Origin of the sequence: Pseudomonas segetis (assembly GCF_900188155.1) — a bacterium.
Taxonomy (GTDB): Bacteria; Pseudomonadota; Gammaproteobacteria; order Pseudomonadales; family Pseudomonadaceae; genus Aquipseudomonas; species Aquipseudomonas segetis.
The window spans coordinates 1,112,672-1,131,526 of record NZ_FZOG01000001.1 but is presented as its reverse complement, the minus strand read 5'-3'; the positions used below and the strand labels follow the sequence as shown (position 1 = coordinate 1,131,526).

Here is an 18,855-nt window from a genome sequence, read left to right as displayed (position 1 = left end):
TCTCCACCTCTGCAGTTAACCATTACACCGGGATTAAATATCTGGAAGCCCCTCCGGTGTTTCAGGCGTGTATATACCTAGCACATCGATAAGCCGATCAACGGCCGACGCGTAGTCAACCGCGGCATCCCAGCTATCAAACTCAGCGTTGAGCAAGGCCAGATGTGATTGATATAAATCCTGCTCGACACTAATAAGGTCGTTGACGCTGCGCCGACTAAGCTTGTATTCATCCAAGTAAACACCGCGTGCGCGCTTGGCCATTTCAAACTGGCGGGCACTGACTGCATAGTTGCTGCGCGACCCTGTATAATTTGAATGCGCCACCGAGGCATTGCTCATGGCATCAAACTTTGCCTTATTGATGTTCTGTTCAGCCGCAACTTTGGCACCCTCTGCCTGGGCAATACGCGCGGACACGGCACCGCCGGTATAAAGCGGAACATCAAGATTCAAATAGAGTTGATTATCCCAATAAGGATCGTTTTTATTTTGGTAACGCGTACGTCCCGCTTCGAGCTTGAGAGTCGGCAAGTACCCTGCTTTGTTTTTTGCAATAACCTTGACAGCCGCTTCGTATTCAGCCATCGCCCTTTTAACAGCAGAAATACCTGAATAGTCTATGGCTGCCACCTGCATTATTTGCTCGTTGAGCGCCACTGGCGGAGTGGCATAACTTACAGCTCGAACCCCGGTTAATACTTCGAGTTGTGCAATAGCTGTTTCTCTTTGGGTTGAAAACTGCTCGACCTGGGACTGCATGCTGGCAATTCTGGACTGAGCCTGCAGGTGATCCGAGCTGGAGCTGAGCCCGCTGGAGGAACGGACCCTGGCAATGCGGTCGACAGCCCGCAGCGACTGAACACCTTGTTCAGCAGCACGTTTCAACGCGCCAAACCGCTTGATCAACAAATAGGTTCTGGCCGTTTTTCCTGCCACCTCTCCCATGCTTTGCTGGAGCGCATGGATATAGCTCTGCTTGATACTTCTTTGCTGCAAGATATTGTTATGGGTTTTCCCAAAGTCATAAACCAACTGCGTCAACGTAACGCCGTAGGTTTTATCGGTGTAGTTATCATCCTCATTGGGCAGGCGGCCATGGGCACCACCGAATCCGGACTGCAATCCTATTTGTGGCTTCCATGCACTCTCGGCTTCATCGATCAACGCCTGGCCAATGCCAACCTGCGCAACCATACGGGCAATAGTCGGATCATGGGAAAAAGCCTGAATGACACTTTCGCGCAACGTCATGGTTTGCGCATCACCCAGTTCAGGCATGTCATAAGAAAGAGGTTCGGCTGCGACAGCTGTTGATATGAATGATCCACAAGCACCGACTAAAACAGCCCACGCAAAACGATTGAAGTACTGATAATGCCTCATCAACTCGTTACTCCCTGTAGTGAGCTGAGAATTCAACCATCCCTGAAACCAAGCATTTCATTTAAAGTGACGACAACCAAAACCAAACAGTCAGGCCGATATCATCACAAACAGCAACCTCCTATTGCATAAATAAAACCATCATATAAATACGCAACACTCCAAGCACGGAGCCTATATGAACTAAAAGATAGTCAAGCCTTTGCAAGGGTGCACGTAGGAAGCATCCCATGCCTATTATGAAAACTCCGATACATCGCGCATGATATATCGCACCGACTTACAACTTTCTGTCAATGAACACTTGCAATGCATGACTTACCCAACAGAACTTTAGAACTGAAACAGACACTTTATATTTACTGAACTGACCAGCTGCCCAGTCAGACGAACTGGAGTTCCAGTGCTGATTATTCAACCTGCCAAGCATGGGCGATTCCCTTGCCCCAAACGCCATTCTCTGCTGGCATGAGGTGGTTCAAGTACCCAGGCGTGGCAACAGCTCGCCTTGACCGCCCTTCGACCATTCGCACCGGCGCCTGGACCGGGACTACAGGCGTCATCATCAAGAGTGCTCGGCAACCGCCCGGGTTCTAGACCTTGGTCTACAGTTTGAAGTTCTTAGTTTGGGTTGCACGGTGCTATAATGCTCAGCCGTGACCTTACAGTCATAGAGAGCGGCGGGTTCGTAACAAGGCCTCCGCCTCTCGAAACGTCAGTCACTATCATCCTAGCGCTGGCGAATAACACTCTACTGGTACAACCAACCTTGCGTGGTAACTACTCGAATTCCGACTCAAGCCAAGCCGTTGAGTGGAAGTGCCTACAGGGCGCACCTCGAGATCATGTCCGCGCCTAGCAAAGAAGAGAGTTTTCTTGATGTCAAACCGCTCGAAGATCATCTATACCTTCACCGACGAAGCTCCAGCTCTCGCTACCTATTCGCTACTTCCTATCGTCAAAGCTTTCGCCGCCTCCGCTGACATTGATGTCGAAACCCGAGATATCTCTCTTGCTGGCCGTATCCTTGCTGCCTTTGCTGATCAGCTCGGCGCCGATCAACAGATCGAAGACGACCTAGCCAAACTGGCAGTGCTGGCCACAGAGCCAGAAGCAAACATCATCAAGCTGCCTAACATCAGCGCTTCGGTACCTCAGCTCAAAGGCGCCATTGCCGAGCTGCAAGCCCAGGGCTTCAATATCCCCAACTACCCGGAAGACGCCCAAACCGAACAAGACAAAGACACCCTGGCCCGTTACAGCAAGGTCCTGGGTAGCGCGGTCAACCCAGTCCTGCGTGAAGGCAACTCCGACCGCCGTGCACCAGCAGCGGTAAAGGCCTATGCCCGCAAGCACCCGCATTCGATGGGTAAATGGAGCATGGCTTCGCAGTCCCACGCCGACTACATGCGCGACGGTGACTTCTTCTCCAGCGAACAATCCTTCACCCAGGACAAGGCTGGCGATGTACGCATTGAGTTCGTCGGCAAAGACGGCAAGGTGCAGTTGAAGAAAGTTGTCAGCCTGCAGGAAGGTGAAATCTTCGACGGCATGCGCATGAGCGCTCGCAAGCTGCGCGACTTCTTCGAGCAAACCCTGCAAGACTGTAAAGAAACCGGCGTTATGTGGTCCCTGCACGTCAAGGCGACCATGATGAAGATCTCCCACCCGATCGTCTTCGGCCACGCCGTTAGCGTTTACTACAAAAAAGCCTTCGAGAAGCACGCCAAGCTGTTTGACGAGCTGGGTGTCAACCCGAACAACGGCCTCAACAGCGTCTACGAGAAAATCAAATCACTGCCAGCTTCGCTGCAGGAAGAAATTCTCCATGACCTGCACGAGTGCTACAGCGACCGTCCAGAAATGGCCATGGTTGACTCGGTCAAGGGTATTACCAACCTGCATATCCCAAGCGACGTCATCGTCGACGCCTCGATGCCAGCGATGATCCGCAGCTCGGGCCAGATGTGGGGCAAGGACGGCAAGCTCAAAGACACCAAGGCCGTCATGCCTGAAAGCACCTATGCGCGCATCTATCAGGAAATGATCAATTTCTGCAAAACCAACGGCGCGTTCGACCCAACCACCATGGGTTCGGTACCAAACGTTGGCCTGATGGCGCAAAAAGCTGAAGAGTACGGTTCCCACGACAAGACCTTCGAAATGGAAGCCGACGGCATCATGCGCGTCGTGCTGGCCGACGGCACTGTCAAGATCGAACACCAGGTTGAAGCCGGCGATATCTGGCGCGCCTGCCAGACCAAAGACGCGCCTATTCGCGACTGGGTCAAGCTGGCGGTTACCCGTGCACGCGCCTCCAACACCCCGGCCATTTTCTGGCTGGACCCAGAGCGTGCGCACGATGAGCAGCTCAAGCTGAAAGTAAATGCCTACCTCAAGGATCATGACACCAGCGGTCTGGAGCTGATGATCCTTGATTACAACCAGGCGATCCGCGTCAGCATGGAACGCATGATCCGCGGCCTCGACACCATCTCGGTCACCGGCAACGTACTGCGCGACTACCTGACCGACCTGTTCCCAATCATGGAGCTGGGTACTTCGGCCAAAATGCTTTCCATCGTTCCCCTGATGGCGGGTGGCGGCATGTACGAAACCGGTGCTGGCGGTTCTGCACCCAAGCACGTGCAACAGTTGGTCGAAGAAAACCACCTGCGCTGGGATTCCCTGGGTGAGTTCCTCGCACTGGCCGTTTCCCTGGAAGAAACCGGGATCAAGAGCAATAACCAGAAAGCCAAGATTCTTGGCACCACGCTGGATATCGCCACCGGCAAGCTGCTCGACAACGGCAAGTCCCCTTCGCGCCGCACTGGCGAACTGGACAACCGTGGCAGCCACTTCTACCTGGCGCTGTACTGGGCCCAGGCTCTGGCAGCACAGACTGAAGACGCCGAGCTGGCCGCCCATTTCGCACCACTGGCCAAAACCCTGGCCGAGCAAGAAGAAACCATCGTTGCCGAACTCAATGAAGTGCAAGGCAAGCCGGTTGATATTGCTGGTTATTACCGCTCGAACCCGGAGCTGACTGCCAAGGTCATGCGTCCGAGTGCAACCCTCAATGCGGCGATCAACCCTTTGATCTAAGCCTGCTGCGGGTTACAAGCAACTCCACAACCCCCGGCCAAGTGCCGGGGGTTGTGTTTTACGACAAACAAGGATCAGAACATGAGCTGGCAACCGCATATCACCGTTGCGACTGTTGTCGAAGACAACGGTCGCTTCCTACTGGTCGAGGAGCACGCCGAAGGCCGCCAGGTATTCAATCAGCCTGCAGGTCACCTTGAAGCCAATGAAACCATTGGCCAGGCGGCGCTGCGCGAAACACTCGAGGAAACCGGCTGGGAAGTCGAACTGACGGCCGTAACCGGCATTTACCTCTATACGGCACCGAGCAATGGCGTGACCTATCAACGCGTATGCTTTGCCGCCAAGCCCATCGCCCATCACACTGAGCTTGCCCTGGATGACGGAATCATTGGCCCACAATGGCTGACTCGCGACGAACTGGCCGCACAACCCGAACGCTGGCGTAGCGAGCTGGTATTGCGCTGCATTGACGACTACATCGCTGGCGAGCGGTTTTCCCTGAGCCTGCTTCGCGACTGAGTAGAACCTCAACCGTCGCCGCCAGCGGCGCATCCTGCTAGAATCGCGTCCTTTTGAGCTTCATGCCAGATACCGCCATGCAAACGACACCGCTTCACGACCCAGCCACAACCCGCGTAATCGTCGGCATGTCCGGCGGCGTCGACTCGTCTGTGTCCGCCCTGCTCCTGCTTGAACAGGGTTACCAGGTCGAAGGCTTGTTCATGAAGAACTGGGACGAAGACGATGGCACTGAATATTGCACGGCCATGGATGACCTGGCCGACGCCCAAGCTGTTTGCGACAAGATAGGCATCAAGCTGCACACTGCCAACTTTGCCGCCGAATACTGGGACAATGTATTCGAGCACTTTCTGGCTGAATACAAAGCCGGTCGCACCCCCAACCCGGATATCCTGTGTAATCGCGAGATCAAGTTCAAAGCCTTTCTCGATTACGCCCTGATGCTCGGCGCCGACCTTATTGCCACGGGCCACTACGTGCGCCGCCGCGACATTGATGGCCGTACAGAGCTGCTCAAGGGCCTCGACCCGAACAAGGATCAAAGCTACTTCCTGCACGCTGTCGGTGGCGAGCAAATCGCCAAGACCCTGTTCCCGGTGGGCGAACTTGAAAAACCACAGGTTCGTGAAATTGCCGAGAAATACCAGCTTGCCACGGCCAAGAAGAAAGACTCGACCGGCATCTGCTTTATCGGCGAGCGGCGCTTCAGCGACTTCCTCAAGCAGTACCTCCCCGCGCAGCCGGGAGATATCGAAACCACCGAAGGCGAAGTCATCGGCCGTCACCACGGCCTTATGTACCACACCATTGGCCAGCGCCAAGGCCTGGGCATTGGCGGCCTGAAGGACGCCAGCGACGAGCCTTGGTATGTGCTGCAAAAAGACCTGGAGCGCAATGTGCTGATGGTTGGCCAGGGCAATGATCATCCATGGTTATTTTCCAGCGCCCTGCTCGCCTCTGACATTTACTGGGTCAACCCGGTCGACCTGAGCCAACCCCTTGAGCTGACCGCCAAGGTTCGCTATCGCCAGGGCGACCAGCACTGCACACTGGAAAAAACCGCCAGCGGCTACCGGGCAACCTTCGCCATGCCGCAACGCGCTGTCACCCCAGGCCAATCCGTGGTGTTTTATAACGGTGAAATCTGCCTCGGTGGTGGCGTCATCGAAGTCGCAGAACCCTGGAGCAGCAAGGATATGCGTCGATGAACCAGACTCAAGAGCAACTTATCGCCCTTGGCGCTGTATTTGAAGCAGCCGTGCAGGTCGACAAACTCGCCCGTACAGGCCAGTGCAGCGAAGCGGTCACAGCCTGCCTGATCGGCAGCCTGCTGGTGCGCAACCCGGACTCGACCCTTGAAGTCTACGGCGGTGATGATCTCAACCTGCGCGACGGCTATCGTGCATTGATCAGCTCTCTGGAGCGCGACCCTGCAAGCCTGCAGCGTGAGCCACTGCGCTATGCACTGGCCCTGCTTAACCTCGAGCGCCAGTTTGCCAAGCGCGACGACCTGCTGCAGATCATGGGCAGCCGCCTCGACCAGATCCAGCAACAAGTCGAGCACTTTGGCATCACCCACCAGAACGTCATAGCCAACTGCGGGTCGCTCTATCAAGACACCATCAGCACCTTCCGTCAGCGCATCCAGGTGCAAGGCGATATGCGTCATTTGCAGCAAAGTGACAATGCGGCCAAAATCCGCGCCCTGCTGCTGACCGGTATTCGCTCAGCACGGCTTTGGCGTCAGCTGGGCGGTCACCGCTGGCAATTGGTTTTTGGTCGGAAAAAATTGCTCACCGAGTTATATGCCATGTTGCGTGGATGAGATATCCGCCGCAGCCTGTTGATTTAAATACGATTCAGTAATTTCGCAGCAATTGCCTGCAATCATGTGCATGGATTACGAAGACAGCTACCGCTGAACGGCCATCACCGAATGCGGAAACTCGCTTGTTTTCATGTATGATATGCGCCCTTTTCAATGCCCGACTGTCCGAGAACGCCTTCTTATGCAGCTTTCCTCGCTCACCGCGGTTTCCCCCGTTGATGGCCGCTATGCCGGCAAAACCAGCGCTCTGCGCCCTATTTTCAGCGAATATGGCCTGATCCGCTTCCGTGTAATGGTTGAAGTACGCTGGCTCCAGCGCCTCGCCGCCCATCCAGGCGTGCCTGAAGTGGCGCCATTTTCAGCCCAGGCCCAGGCTGTGCTCAACGAACTGGCAGAAAACTTTGCCGAAGAGCACGCCCAACGGGTCAAAGAGATCGAACGCACCACCAACCACGACGTCAAAGCCGTCGAGTACCTGCTCAAAGAGCAAGCTGCAAAGCTGCCCGAGCTGGACAAGGTCAGTGAGTTCATCCACTTCGCCTGCACCTCGGAAGACATCAACAACCTTTCGCATGCATTAATGCTGCGTGAAGGTCGCGACACTGTATTGCTGCCGCTGATGCGCCAGATTGCCGGTGCCATCCGCGAACTGGCGATCCGCTTTGCTGACGTGCCGATGCTCTCGCGCACCCACGGCCAACCGGCATCGCCAACAACCCTGGGCAAAGAACTGGCCAATGTGGTTTACCGCCTCGAGCGCCAGATCACCCAGGTTGCAGCAGTACCGCTGCTGGGCAAGATCAATGGCGCCGTGGGCAACTACAATGCCCACCTGTCGGCCTACGCCGATATTGACTGGGAAGCCAACGCCCGTGAGTTTATCGAAGGCGACCTGGGCCTGCAGTGGAACCCCTACACCACGCAGATCGAACCGCATGACTACATCGCAGAACTGTTTGACGCGACCGCCCGCTTCAACACCATTCTGATCGACTTCGACCGCGACATCTGGGGCTACATCTCGCTTGGTTACTTCAAGCAGAAGACCATCGCAGGCGAAATCGGCTCCTCGACCATGCCGCACAAGGTCAACCCGATCGACTTTGAAAACTCGGAAGGCAACCTTGGCATCGCCAACGCCCTGCTCCAGCACTTGGCTAGCAAGTTGCCAATCTCACGCTGGCAGCGCGACCTGACTGACTCCACCGTACTGCGCAACCTCGGTGTTGGCTTTGCTCACAGCGTTATTGCCTATGAAGCCAGCCTCAAGGGCATCAGCAAGCTGGAGCTCAACACCCAGCGCATTGCTGCCGATCTGGACGCATGCTGGGAAGTATTGGCTGAGCCAATCCAGACCGTGATGCGCCGCTACGCCATCGAAAACCCATACGAAAAGCTCAAGGAGCTGACGCGTGGCAAGGGCATCACCCCCGAAGCCCTGATGGACTTCATCGACGGCCTGGATATGCCAACCGAAGCCAAGGCCGAGCTCAAGCAGCTCACCCCGGCCAGCTACATTGGCAACGCGGTCGCCCAGGCCAAGCGCATCTAAGCAACCCAGCCGTTTAAACGCCCGGCAGTGCCGGGCGTTTTTATTTAAGGCTAAACATTAATTTCAAAGGCTTAGCGATGAATCCTGATAATCCACTGCAATTGCTGGGCGGCTTGACTCCTCGCGAATTCCTGCGCGACTACTGGCAAAAGAAACCCTTGCTGGTGCGCCAGGCAATCCCGGACTTTGAAAGCCCGATCTCGCCAGACGAACTTGCTGGCCTGGCCCTCGAAGAAGAAGTCGAGTCGCGCCTGGTCATCGAGCATGGCGAGCGCCCCTGGGAACTGCGCCGTGGCCCATTTGCGGAAGATGGCTTCAGTCAATTGCCGGAAAAGGACTGGACCCTGCTGGTCCAGGCCGTTGACCAGTTCGTCCCGGAAGTCGCTGAACTGATGGAAGGCTTCAAGTTCTTGCCAAAATGGCGCATCGACGACGTCATGGTCAGCTTTGCTGCACCCGGCGGCGGTGTCGGCCCGCACTTTGACAACTACGACGTTTTCTTGCTCCAGGGTTATGGCAAGCGCCGCTGGCAGGTTGGCCAGATGTGCGATTCCAGCAGCCCGTTACTCGAACACTCGGATCTAAAGATCCTTGCTGAATTTGCACACACTGAAGAATGGGTTCTCGAGCCTGGCGACATGCTGTACCTGCCGCCGCTCCTGGCTCACTGTGGTACCGCTGAGGATGATTGTATGACGTATTCCGTAGGCTTCCGCGCGCCTAGCGCCGCCGAAGTACTCACCCATTTCACTGACTTTTTAAGCCAGTTCCTGCCAGAGGAAGAACGCTACAGCGACGCTGATGCGCAACCCACCAGCGACCCCCATCAGATTCAGCACGACTCGCTAGACCGCCTCAAGGCGCTACTCAACCAGCACATGGGCGATGAGCGCCTGCTGATGACCTGGTTTGGACAATTCATGACCGAGCCACGCTATCCGGAGCTGGTCAATGGAATCGAAATCGACGAAGAGCAGTTCCTTGACCATATAGAAGCTGGCGCCATTATCGTACGCAATCCAAGCGCGCGCATGGCCTGGTCCGAAGTGGGCGACGGCCTGGTGCTCTTTGCCAGTGGTCACAGCCGCATGCTACCGGCCAACCTGCGCGAAATGCTCAAGTTGATCTGCTCCGCCGATGCCCTGCACATCGAAAACCTGGGCCGATGGCTGGCGGATGATGAAGGTCGCCTTCTGGTTCTGGAACTGATCAAGCAAGGCAGCCTGGAGTTTGCAGATGAATAAAATCAGCGTCCGGCTGGCCGACTGGAGCAAGGACAATGCCGATATCCGGCGTATTCGTGAAGCAGTGTTTATTGCCGAACAGTCCGTTGCGCCGGAACTTGAGTGGGACTCCGAAGACGCCCAGGCCTCGCACTTTCTGGCCTGCGAAGGTGATTATCCAGTTGGCACCGCTCGCCTGCTGGACGACGGCCATATCGGCCGTGTCTCGGTACTCAAGGATTGGCGCGGCCTGAAAGTCGGCGATGCACTGATGGAAGCAGCAATCGCCGAGGCCGAAAAACGTGGACTGCGCCGCCAAATGCTCAGCGCCCAGGTGCATGCCAGCGCGTTTTATGAAAGGCTAGGCTTTAATATTATCAGCGAAGAATACCTTGAAGCCGGTATTCCTCATGTCGATATGGTGCGCAACAGCGACTAAGAGACCGACCAGCACAGCGGTTAGTCTTCCAGCCGCTGTCCAGACAGGTTTCCGAGGTCACGATGGTCAATGAATCAGCCCCGAGCGACGCCCTCGACGAACAGCAAGCCGATGAGCTTCCTGTTATCGAGTTTGAATCGCCGGGGCTTTTTTCCGTGCACAATCCAGAGCCTTTAGTTGCCGCCAGCCAAAACCCCGAGCCTGCAGCCTTCCGGCTCGGCGAACATGATCAGCTTGAGCGTTTCGGCAACCAGGAGCAGGCTCGCGCCCATGCACTTGCCCTGCTGCAGCAAGCCAGACGCAGCCTGTGCATTTATAGCCAGGATCTCGAACCATGGCTTTATCATCACAGCAGCGTGCAGCAAGCCTGCACCGACTTCCTGCTGGCCAGCTCCAGAAATCGCCTGCGGATCCTGGTCAAAGACCTGAGCTTTGCCATCAGAGACGGTAACCGGCTTATTAGCCTGTCTCGACGTTTATCCAGTAACTTATTGATTCGTAAACTAAACCCTGATTATCCAATCGAAGATATCGGCTACCTTCTGGCTGACGACCGTGGCTTGCTGTTGCGACCCGAAGCTGATCAGTTTTCCGGTTATGCAAGCTATCAAGATGCGGGCCGGGTTCGACTGCGCCAAGCGCACTTCAACCAAGCCTGGGAGACCAGCATTACCGATCCTGACCTGCGGAGCTTTTTGTTATGACTGCGCGCCCCCTGCTGTTGGCCGCCCTGCTCTGCATTAGCCAAACGCTAATGGCAGAGACCCAAGTGATTGACCTGAACTTCCGCACGGCCGGTGAAATACTGCCGGTCATTCAATCGACCCTGGGCAGTGAAGGCAAGGTCACGCCCTACGGCAACAAGCTGATCATCAACAGTTCAACCGAGAAAATTGCCGAAGTCCGCAGCCTGCTTGAGCAGCTCGATACCAAGCCACGCCGCCTGTTGATCAGCGTCGACACCAGCGACTCAAATGTACAAAGCAACCGTGGCTACAGCACCAATGGCACTATTAGCGCGGGTAATGGCGAGGTGGTAGTCGGCCGTGGCGAGATCAATGGTCGCGACCAGGTGCGGATCATCAATCGCAGCACCAATAGTCGTGGCGGCGGCGTGCAACAGGTGCAAACCAATGAAGGCTATCCCGCACTTATACAGGTCGGCCAGAGCGTGCCACTGACCTCAACCGGCACCGGCCCTTACGGCCAGGTGTACAGCAACACCGAATACCGCAATGTCACGCGCGGCTTCTACGTTACTGCCAGCCTGACTGGCGACCAGGTGCATATCTCCCTTAGCAGCAATCGTGATCGAGTCAGCCAAAGCCGCCCCGATGTGATTGACCTGCAAAACACTGACACACGGGTCAGCGGACCTGTCGGCCAATGGATTACCGTCGGCGGTGTCAACGAACAAAACCAGAGCCAAGACAGTGATTTCCTGCAACGGCGCTCGACCCAAGGCAGGGAAGATATGACCCTGCGCGTCAAGGTCGATGTAGTCGATTAATGCCTGACCGGTACTGACTTGCCGGTCATCCAGATAATTATGTAGTAGTGATGAAAAACCACTACAAAACGTTTGACGAACGCCTGGCAGCGATGCATTATGGCCTCGCTCCCGCTAATCAGGGGCTCTGGAAAGAGCTTCCGGGTTGTTCAGGCTTACCGCCCGAACAACCCGTGTTGTAAAAGCCCACAAGGCAGATCGACGAGATTGCGACTGGAACGAAGTTGTCCTGAGGGACGGGGAAGCGCTTTCAACCGGCATGACCGTAACAGACACTGCATCGCCTGAGACATCCACGAGTCAAACGGCGAAAAATGACCCGCTCATGAGCAGATACTGGCGTCATATCACTGGTCGACATCCCCACCTCTGATCCAACTCCGTATTTAGTCACTTTCTCCTTATCTGTTGTGAGCCCCCGCTGCTGGCATCTGTCTACTACAGTTGCCGAGCGGGAAAGCGGTGCTCAACCAAACACATACTTTGAAGGATTGACCATGTCAGCTTATCAAAACGACATCAAAGCCGTTGCGGCCCTTAAAGAAGCCGCCGGCAACAGCTGGAGCGCTATCAACCCTGAGTCCGTTGCTCGCATGCGCGCTCAGAACCGCTTCAAAACCGGTCTTGATATCGCCAAGTACACTGCCGCCATCATGCGCAAAGACATGGCCGAGTACGATGCTGACAGCTCGGTCTACACCCAGTCGCTGGGTTGCTGGCATGGTTTTATCGGTCAGCAGAAGCTGATTTCGATCAAAAAGCACCTCAAAACCACCAACAAGCGCTACCTCTACCTGTCGGGCTGGATGGTTGCTGCACTGCGTTCCGACTTCGGCCCACTGCCTGACCAGTCGATGCACGAAAAAACCGCAGTATCCGGCCTGATCGAAGAGCTGTACACCTTCCTGCGTCAAGCCGACGCCCGTGAGCTTGACCTGCTGTTCACCGATCTGGATAACGCTCGCGAAGCTGGCGACAAGGCCAAGGCCGCTGAAATCCAGGACAAGATCGACAACTACGAAACCCACGTAGTACCAATCATTGCCGACATCGATGCAGGCTTCGGCAACCCTGAAGCCACCTACCTGCTGGCCAAGCGCATGATCGAAGCAGGCGCGTGCTGCATCCAGATCGAAAACCAGGTTTCCGATGAGAAGCAGTGCGGCCACCAAGACGGCAAGGTAACTGTTCCGCACGAAGACTTCCTGGCCAAGATCAACGCTGTTCGCTACGCCTTCCTCGAGCTGGGTATTGACGACGGTGTAATCGTTGCCCGTACCGACTCCCTGGGTGCAGGCCTGACCAAGCAGATCGCAGTGACCAAGACTCCGGGCGACCTGGGCGACCAGTACAACTCGTTCCTGGATTGCGAAGAAGTTTCGGCTGCCGACCTGGGCAATGGCGACGTTGTGATCAACCGCGGCGGCAAACTGCTGCGTCCTAAGCGCCTGCCAAGCAACCTGTTCCAGTTCCGCAAGGGCACAGGCGAAGATCGCTGCGTACTGGACTGCATCACGTCACTGCAGAACGGCGCCGACATGCTCTGGATCGAAACCGAGAAGCCACACGTTGGCCAGATCGCAGCCATGGTCAACCGCATCCGCGACGTGATCCCGAACGCCAAGCTGGTTTACAACAACAGCCCATCGTTCAACTGGACACTGAACTTCCGTCAGCAAGTGTTCGATGCATTCGTCGAGCAAGGCAAGGACGTGTCTGCATACGACCGCGCCAAGCTGATGAGCATCGAGTACGACAACACTGAGCTGGCTCAGGTTGCTGACGAGAAGATCCGCACCTTCCAGCGTGATGGTTCAGCTCAGGCCGGTATCTTCCACCACCTGATCACCCTGCCGACTTACCACACTGCTGCACTGTCTACCGACAACCTGGCAAAAGGCTACTTCGCAGACCAGGGCATGCTGGCCTACGTTAAAGGCGTCCAGCGTGAAGAGCTGCGCCAAGGCATCGCCTGCGTCAAGCACCAGAACATGGCTGGCTCCGACATCGGTGACAACCATAAAGAGTACTTCGCTGGCGAAGCGGCTCTGAAGGCTGGCGGTAAAGACAACACCATGAACCAGTTCAGCTAAGTCGAACCAGTTCAATCCACGGCTGTTAATGCGTGATAAAGCCCGGCACAACTACCGGGCTTTTTTTATTGGGCAGGCAAACAGAGCCATAAAAAACTGATCAAATGGTCAGCTTATTTGAATCCGTGCAGAGTTCGACTTAATATGGCGCGTATAAATAAACCTGCGCTGTTTGTTTTGGATACAATTTGGCGCAAATAGTCATACTTGCCTAGTATTGAATTGGCCGATGTGGCAAGATTCACCCCGAATAAAAATGTAACTAAAGTCTTCGGTTACGAGGTACGAATAGCATGTCAGACCCAGTCTCCAATTTTTCCCAAAACTGGGCGTTTGCTGTATTCATCCTCGGCGTTTTCGCCCTTATCGCCTTTATGCTCGGTCTATCCAGCTTGCTCGGCAGCAAAGCCTGGGGACGCAGTAAAAACGAACCTTTCGAATCGGGTATGCTGCCAACCGGCACCGCACGCCTGCGCCTCTCGGCAAAGTTTTATTTGGTCGCGATGCTCTTCGTGATCTTCGACGTTGAAGCCCTCTATCTTTTTGCTTGGTCAGTCTCCGTACGCGAAAGCGGTTGGGCGGGACTCATCGAAGCTACAGTCTTTATAGCAATTCTGTTGGCAGGTCTTGTCTACCTATGGCGAATCGGTGCGCTCGATTGGGCACCGCAGAGCCGTCGCGATCGACAGGCGAAGCTAAAACAATGAGGCTTTGGCGATGCAATACAACCTTACACGGATCGATCCGGATGCGCCTAACGAGCAGTATCCGGTCGGCGAGCGGGAGACCGTAGCCGATCCCTTGCTGGACGATCAGGTCCACAAGAACATCTACATGGGCAAGCTCGAAGACGTCTTGAGTGGTGCCGTCAACTGGGGTCGCAAGAACTCCCTTTGGCCCTATAACTTCGGGCTATCCTGCTGCTATGTAGAAATGACCACGGCTTTTACCGCCCCTCACGACGTTGCGCGATTTGGTGCGGAAGTTATCCGTGCATCTCCCCGCCAGGCCGACTTCATGGTCATCGCCGGTACCTGCTTCATCAAGATGGCACCGGTCATTCAACGCCTGTACGAACAGATGCTTGAGCCCAAATGGGTTATTTCCATGGGTTCATGTGCTAATTCAGGCGGCATGTACGATATCTACTCGGTGGTTCAAGGCGTGGACAAGTTCCTGCCCGTGGATGTCTACATCCCCGGCTGCCCGCCTCGTCCAGAAGCATTCCTTCAAGGTCTGATGCTCCTTCAGGAGTCAATTGGCCAGGAGCGTCGTCCGCTGTCTTGGGTCGTCGGCGATCAGGGCGTTTATCGCGCTGACATGCCTTCGCAAAAAGAACAGCGCCGCGCCGAGCGAATTGCTGTGACCAACCTGCGCAGCCCCGACGATGTATAAGCCAGGCTCATCAAGAAGCCTGCTTACCGATGCCGTACCCTGATTAGTGACTGAGACCATGACAGCTAATAGCGTTCTGTCCATCGCGCCCTATACGCCAGATGACCATAGTGTCATTGGCGAGTTGAGCGCAAAATTTGGCGCTGAGGCCTTCACCGTACAAACCACTCGCACAGGCATGCCAGTGCTGTGGGTTGCCCGTGAACAGCTGACCAATATCCTTACGTTTTTGCGCAACCTGCCGCGCCCGTACGTCATGCTGTATGACCTCCACGGCGTCGATGAGCGCCTGCGCACCCAGCGTCGTGGCTTGCCAGACGCCGACTTCACCGTGTTCTATCACCTGATGTCGATAGAGCGTAACAACGACGTGATGATCAAGGTGGCCCTGTCTGAAGGCGACCTAAACCTGCCCAGCATCACCAGCATCTGGCCGAACGCCAACTGGTATGAGCGCGAAGTCTGGGACCTGTACGGCATCCACTTTACTGGTCACCCTCACCTGACGCGGATCATGATGCCGCCCACCTGGGAAGGCCACCCGCTGCGCAAAGACTATCCCGCACGGGCCACTGAGTTCGACCCATTCAGCCTGACACTGGCCAAACAGCAACACGAAGAAGAAGCTGCACGTTTTCGCCCGGAAGACTGGGGCATGCAGCGCGGCGGCGCCCATGAAGACTTCATGTTCCTCAATCTGGGCCCCAACCACCCCTCCGCACACGGGGCATTCCGCATTATCCTGCAGCTTGACGGCGAGGAGATCGTTGACTGCGTCCCCGAGATTGGCTACCACCACCGTGGCGCCGAGAAGATGGCCGAACGCCAGAGCTGGCACAGCTTCATCCCCTACACCGACCGTATCGATTACCTCGGCGGCGTGATGAACAACCTTCCGTATGTACTCTCGGTGGAAAAACTGGCGGGGATCAAGGTCCCGGATCGGGTTGATTTTATCCGGGTGATGATGGCCGAGTTCTTCCGCATCACCAGCCACCTGCTGTTCCTAGGTACCTATATCCAGGACGTAGGGGCAATGACCCCGGTGTTCTTCACCTTCACTGACCGCCAACGGGCCTACAAGGTCATCGAAGCCATCACTGGCTTCCGCCTGCACCCGGCCTGGTATCGCATTGGCGGTGTTGCCCATGACCTGCCGCGCGGCTGGGACAAACTGGTCAAGGAGTTTGTCGACTGGCTGCCAAAGCGTCTCGACGAATATGAAAAGGCCGCGCTACAGAACAGCATCCTGCGTGGTCGCACCATTGGAGTCGCCCAGTACAACACCAGGGAAGCCCTGGAATGGGGCGTTACCGGTGCTGGCCTGCGTTCGACCGGCCTGGATTTCGACCTGCGCAAAGCACGGCCCTACTCGGGCTACGAACACTTCGACTTTGAAGTACCGCTGGCCAACAATGGTGATGCCTACGATCGCTGCATGGTTCGCGTGGAAGAAATGCGCCAGAGTATTCGGATCATCGATCAATGCCTGCGCAATATGCCGGAAGGCCCGTACAAGGCAGACCATCCACTGACCACGCCGCCACCGAAAGAGCGCACGCTGCGTGATATCGAAACCCTGATCACGCACTTCCTGCAAGTCTCGTGGGGCCCGGTCATGCCCGCCAACGAGTCGTTCCAGATGATCGAGGCAACCAAGGGCATCAACAGCTATTACCTGACCAGTGATGGCGGCACCATGAGTTATCGCACGCGCATTCGTACGCCAAGCTTCGCGCACCTGCAGCAGATCCCTCCGGTGATTCGCGGCAGCATGGTTGCAGACTTGATTGCCTACCTGGGCAGTATCGATTTCGTTATGGCTGACGTGGACCGTTGATTATGAATACCCTTATTCAGACTGACCGTTTTGCCCTTAGCGACGCCGAACGCTCAGCTATCGAACACGAAATGCATCACTACGAAGACCCACGCGCGGCCTCCATCGAAGCCTTGAAGATCGTGCAAAAGCAGCGTGGCTGGGTGCCTGATGGCGCCAGCGAAGCCATTGGCCAGGTGCTGGGCATTCCCGCCAGTGACGTAGAAGGCGTGGCTACCTTCTACAGCCAGATCTTCCGCCAGCCAGTGGGTCGCCACATCATCCGCGTGTGCGACAGCATGACCTGCTTTGTCGGCGGCCATGAAAATGTCCTGGCCAGTATCAAGGATCAGCTTGGCATCGAGCCAGGGCAAACCACCGCAGACGGTCGCTTCACCCTGCTCCCGGTGTGCTGCCTGGGCAACTGTGACAAAGCCCCTGCAGTCATGGTTGATGACGACACCTTTGGCAATGTCCAGCCCGACTGTGTTGCCAGCATGCTGGAGGCCTACTCATGAGCAACCAATTCAGTCGCAGTACCGAGGTGCTGACCTCCATTGGCCCGGCCAACCTGATCAAGCGCAGCGAAGAAACCCATCCATTGACCTGGCGCCTGCGCGATGACGGCCAACCGGTCTGGCTTGAAGAGTACCAAGGCAAGAATGGCTACAGCGCCGCCCGCAAGGCGCTGAGCGAGATGGCCCAGGCCGATATAGTGCAGCAGGTCAAGGATGCCGGCCTCAAAGGCCGTGGCGGTGCAGGCTTCCCAACCGGCGTGAAGTGGGGGCTGATGCCAGCGGATGAATCGCTGAATATCCGCTACCTGCTGTGCAATGCCGATGAAATGGAGCCCAACACCTGGAAAGACCGGATGTTGATGGAGCAACTGCCACACCTGTTGGTTGAAGGCATGCTCATCAGTGCCCGTGCCCTCAAGGCCTATCGCGGCTACATCTTCTTGCGTGGCGAATACGTCGACGCCGCCACCAACCTCAATCGTGCAATTGCCGAAGCCAAGGCCGCTGGCCTGCTGGGCAAGAACATCCTCGGCAGCGGCTTTGATTTCGAGTTGATCGTGCATACCGGCGCCGGTCGTTATATCTGCGGTGAAGAAACCGCGCTGATCAACTCGCTCGAAGGCCGTCGGGCCAACCCGCGCGCCAAGCCGCCCTTCCCTGCGGCTGTCGGGGTCTGGGGCAAGCCAACCTGCGTCAACAACGTTGAAACCCTGTGCAACGTACCGTCGATTATCGACCACGGCGTTGACTGGTACAAAACCCTGGCCCGCCCAGGCTCCGAAGACATGGGTACAAAACTCATGGGCTTTTCCGGCAAGGTCAGGAACCCTGGCCTTTGGGAGCTGCCATTCGGCGTGCCCGCCCGTGAGCTGTTCGAAGACTACGCTGGCGGCATGCGTGATGGCTTCACCCTGAAAGCCTGGCAACCTGGCGGCGCTGGCACCGGCTTTTTGCTCCCCGAACATCTCGATGCGCCCATGTATGCAGCGGGCATCGCCAAGGTCGGCACGCGGATGGGCACCGGCCTGGCGCTGGCGGTGGATGACTCGGTCAACATGGTGTCCTTGCTGCGCAACATGGAAGAATTTTTCGCCCGCGAGTCATGCGGCTGGTGCACGCCTTGCCGCGATGGCTTGCCCTGGAGCGTAAAAATCCTGCGCGCACTGGAGCGCGGCCAAGGCACCCGTGAAGACATTGAGACCTTGCTGGGCCTTGTGAACTTCCTCGGCCCGGGCAAGACCTTCTGTGCTCACGCACCGGGCGCGGTTGAGCCGCTGGGTAGCGCAATCAAGTATTTCCGCGAAGAGTTCGAGGCAGGTGTTTGCAGCTCGACTGCTCCGGCAACGACGGGGCAATTCGTCCCCGCGTAACGATTTCAGGCTCTGGCGGCCAGGTCAAACTGGCCACGGAGCAAACCGTTTTCCATTAGCCAAGCCCGCTTCGGCGGGGAAGAAGAAACCTC

The 18,855-nt window shown here is 56.4% G+C and carries 16 protein-coding genes; 15 read left to right on the top strand and 1 reads right to left on the bottom strand.

Annotated features, from left to right (window positions below; genetic code table 11):
- Window positions 1–33: 33 nt before the first annotated feature.
- Window positions 34–1,386: a TolC family outer membrane protein gene (locus tag CHB79_RS05210; RefSeq protein WP_089359085.1), complete on the bottom strand. Its 1,353-nt coding sequence runs from the start codon at window positions 1,384–1,386 to the stop codon at window positions 34–36.
- 879 nt (window positions 1,387–2,265) lie between these two features.
- Between CHB79_RS05210 and CHB79_RS05205 the strand changes: the two genes are divergently transcribed.
- The 15 genes from CHB79_RS05205 to nuoF all read left to right on the top strand — a co-directional run bounded on the left by CHB79_RS05205 (window position 2,266) and on the right by nuoF (window position 18,763).
- Window positions 2,266–4,491, top strand: coding sequence for an NADP-dependent isocitrate dehydrogenase (locus CHB79_RS05205; protein ID WP_089359084.1), 2,226 nt, complete (start codon window positions 2,266–2,268; stop codon window positions 4,489–4,491).
- A gap of 81 nt (window positions 4,492–4,572) precedes the next feature.
- Window positions 4,573–5,013 carry an NUDIX hydrolase gene (locus CHB79_RS05200; RefSeq protein ID WP_089359083.1) on the top strand — a complete coding sequence of 147 codons (441 nt, stop codon included), beginning with the start codon at window positions 4,573–4,575 and terminating at the stop codon, window positions 5,011–5,013.
- Window positions 5,014–5,090: 77 nt separating this feature from the next.
- On the top strand, window positions 5,091–6,224 hold the full coding sequence (gene mnmA, locus CHB79_RS05195) for a tRNA 2-thiouridine(34) synthase MnmA (protein WP_089359210.1): 1,134 nt from the start codon (window positions 5,091–5,093) through the stop codon (window positions 6,222–6,224).
- Window positions 6,221–6,841: a high frequency lysogenization protein HflD gene (gene hflD / locus CHB79_RS05190; RefSeq protein ID WP_089359082.1), complete on the top strand. Its 621-nt coding sequence runs from the start codon at window positions 6,221–6,223 to the stop codon at window positions 6,839–6,841. Before mnmA ends, hflD begins: the two co-directional genes overlap by 4 nt.
- A 184-nt stretch (window positions 6,842–7,025) precedes the next feature.
- On the top strand, window positions 7,026–8,396 hold the full coding sequence (gene purB / locus CHB79_RS05185) for an adenylosuccinate lyase (RefSeq protein ID WP_010483925.1): 1,371 nt from the start codon (window positions 7,026–7,028) through the stop codon (window positions 8,394–8,396).
- 77 nt (window positions 8,397–8,473) lie between these two features.
- A complete protein-coding gene (locus CHB79_RS05180; protein WP_089359081.1) occupies window positions 8,474–9,640 on the top strand; it encodes a ribosomal protein uL16 3-hydroxylase in 1,167 nt (388 codons plus the stop codon).
- The gene (locus tag CHB79_RS05175; RefSeq protein ID WP_010483921.1) at window positions 9,633–10,058 is read left to right on the top strand and encodes a GNAT family N-acetyltransferase; all 426 of its coding nucleotides are present in this window, start codon (window positions 9,633–9,635) and stop codon (window positions 10,056–10,058) included. The genes CHB79_RS05180 and CHB79_RS05175 overlap by 8 nt, the downstream gene beginning before the upstream one ends.
- A 62-nt stretch (window positions 10,059–10,120) precedes the next feature.
- Window positions 10,121–10,762 (top strand): DUF7931 domain-containing protein, encoded by a 642-nt coding sequence (locus CHB79_RS05170; RefSeq protein WP_089359080.1) that lies wholly within the window; start codon window positions 10,121–10,123, stop codon window positions 10,760–10,762.
- Window positions 10,759–11,568, top strand: a complete 810-nt coding sequence (locus CHB79_RS05165) for a secretin N-terminal domain-containing protein (protein WP_089359079.1) — start codon at window positions 10,759–10,761, stop codon at window positions 11,566–11,568. The genes CHB79_RS05170 and CHB79_RS05165 overlap by 4 nt, the downstream gene beginning before the upstream one ends.
- A gap of 497 nt (window positions 11,569–12,065) precedes the next feature.
- Window positions 12,066–13,661: an isocitrate lyase gene (locus tag CHB79_RS05160; protein WP_010483916.1), complete on the top strand. Its 1,596-nt coding sequence runs from the start codon at window positions 12,066–12,068 to the stop codon at window positions 13,659–13,661.
- Between the two features lie 293 nt (window positions 13,662–13,954).
- A complete protein-coding gene (locus CHB79_RS05155) occupies window positions 13,955–14,368 on the top strand; it encodes an NADH-quinone oxidoreductase subunit A (protein ID WP_010483914.1) in 414 nt (137 codons plus the stop codon).
- A gap of 10 nt (window positions 14,369–14,378) precedes the next feature.
- Window positions 14,379–15,056 (top strand): NuoB/complex I 20 kDa subunit family protein, encoded by a 678-nt coding sequence (locus CHB79_RS05150; protein ID WP_010483912.1) that lies wholly within the window; start codon window positions 14,379–14,381, stop codon window positions 15,054–15,056.
- Window positions 15,057–15,114: 58 nt separating this feature from the next.
- Complete coding sequence (nuoC, locus tag CHB79_RS05145) at window positions 15,115–16,896, top strand: NADH-quinone oxidoreductase subunit C/D (RefSeq protein ID WP_089359078.1); 1,782 nt, start codon at window positions 15,115–15,117, stop codon at window positions 16,894–16,896.
- Between the two features lie 2 nt (window positions 16,897–16,898).
- A complete protein-coding gene (nuoE, locus tag CHB79_RS05140; protein ID WP_089359077.1) occupies window positions 16,899–17,393 on the top strand; it encodes an NADH-quinone oxidoreductase subunit NuoE in 495 nt (164 codons plus the stop codon).
- Complete coding sequence (nuoF, locus tag CHB79_RS05135) at window positions 17,390–18,763, top strand: NADH-quinone oxidoreductase subunit NuoF (protein ID WP_089359076.1); 1,374 nt, start codon at window positions 17,390–17,392, stop codon at window positions 18,761–18,763. The genes nuoE and nuoF overlap by 4 nt, the downstream gene beginning before the upstream one ends.
- The last annotated feature ends 92 nt before the right edge of the window (window positions 18,764–18,855 follow it).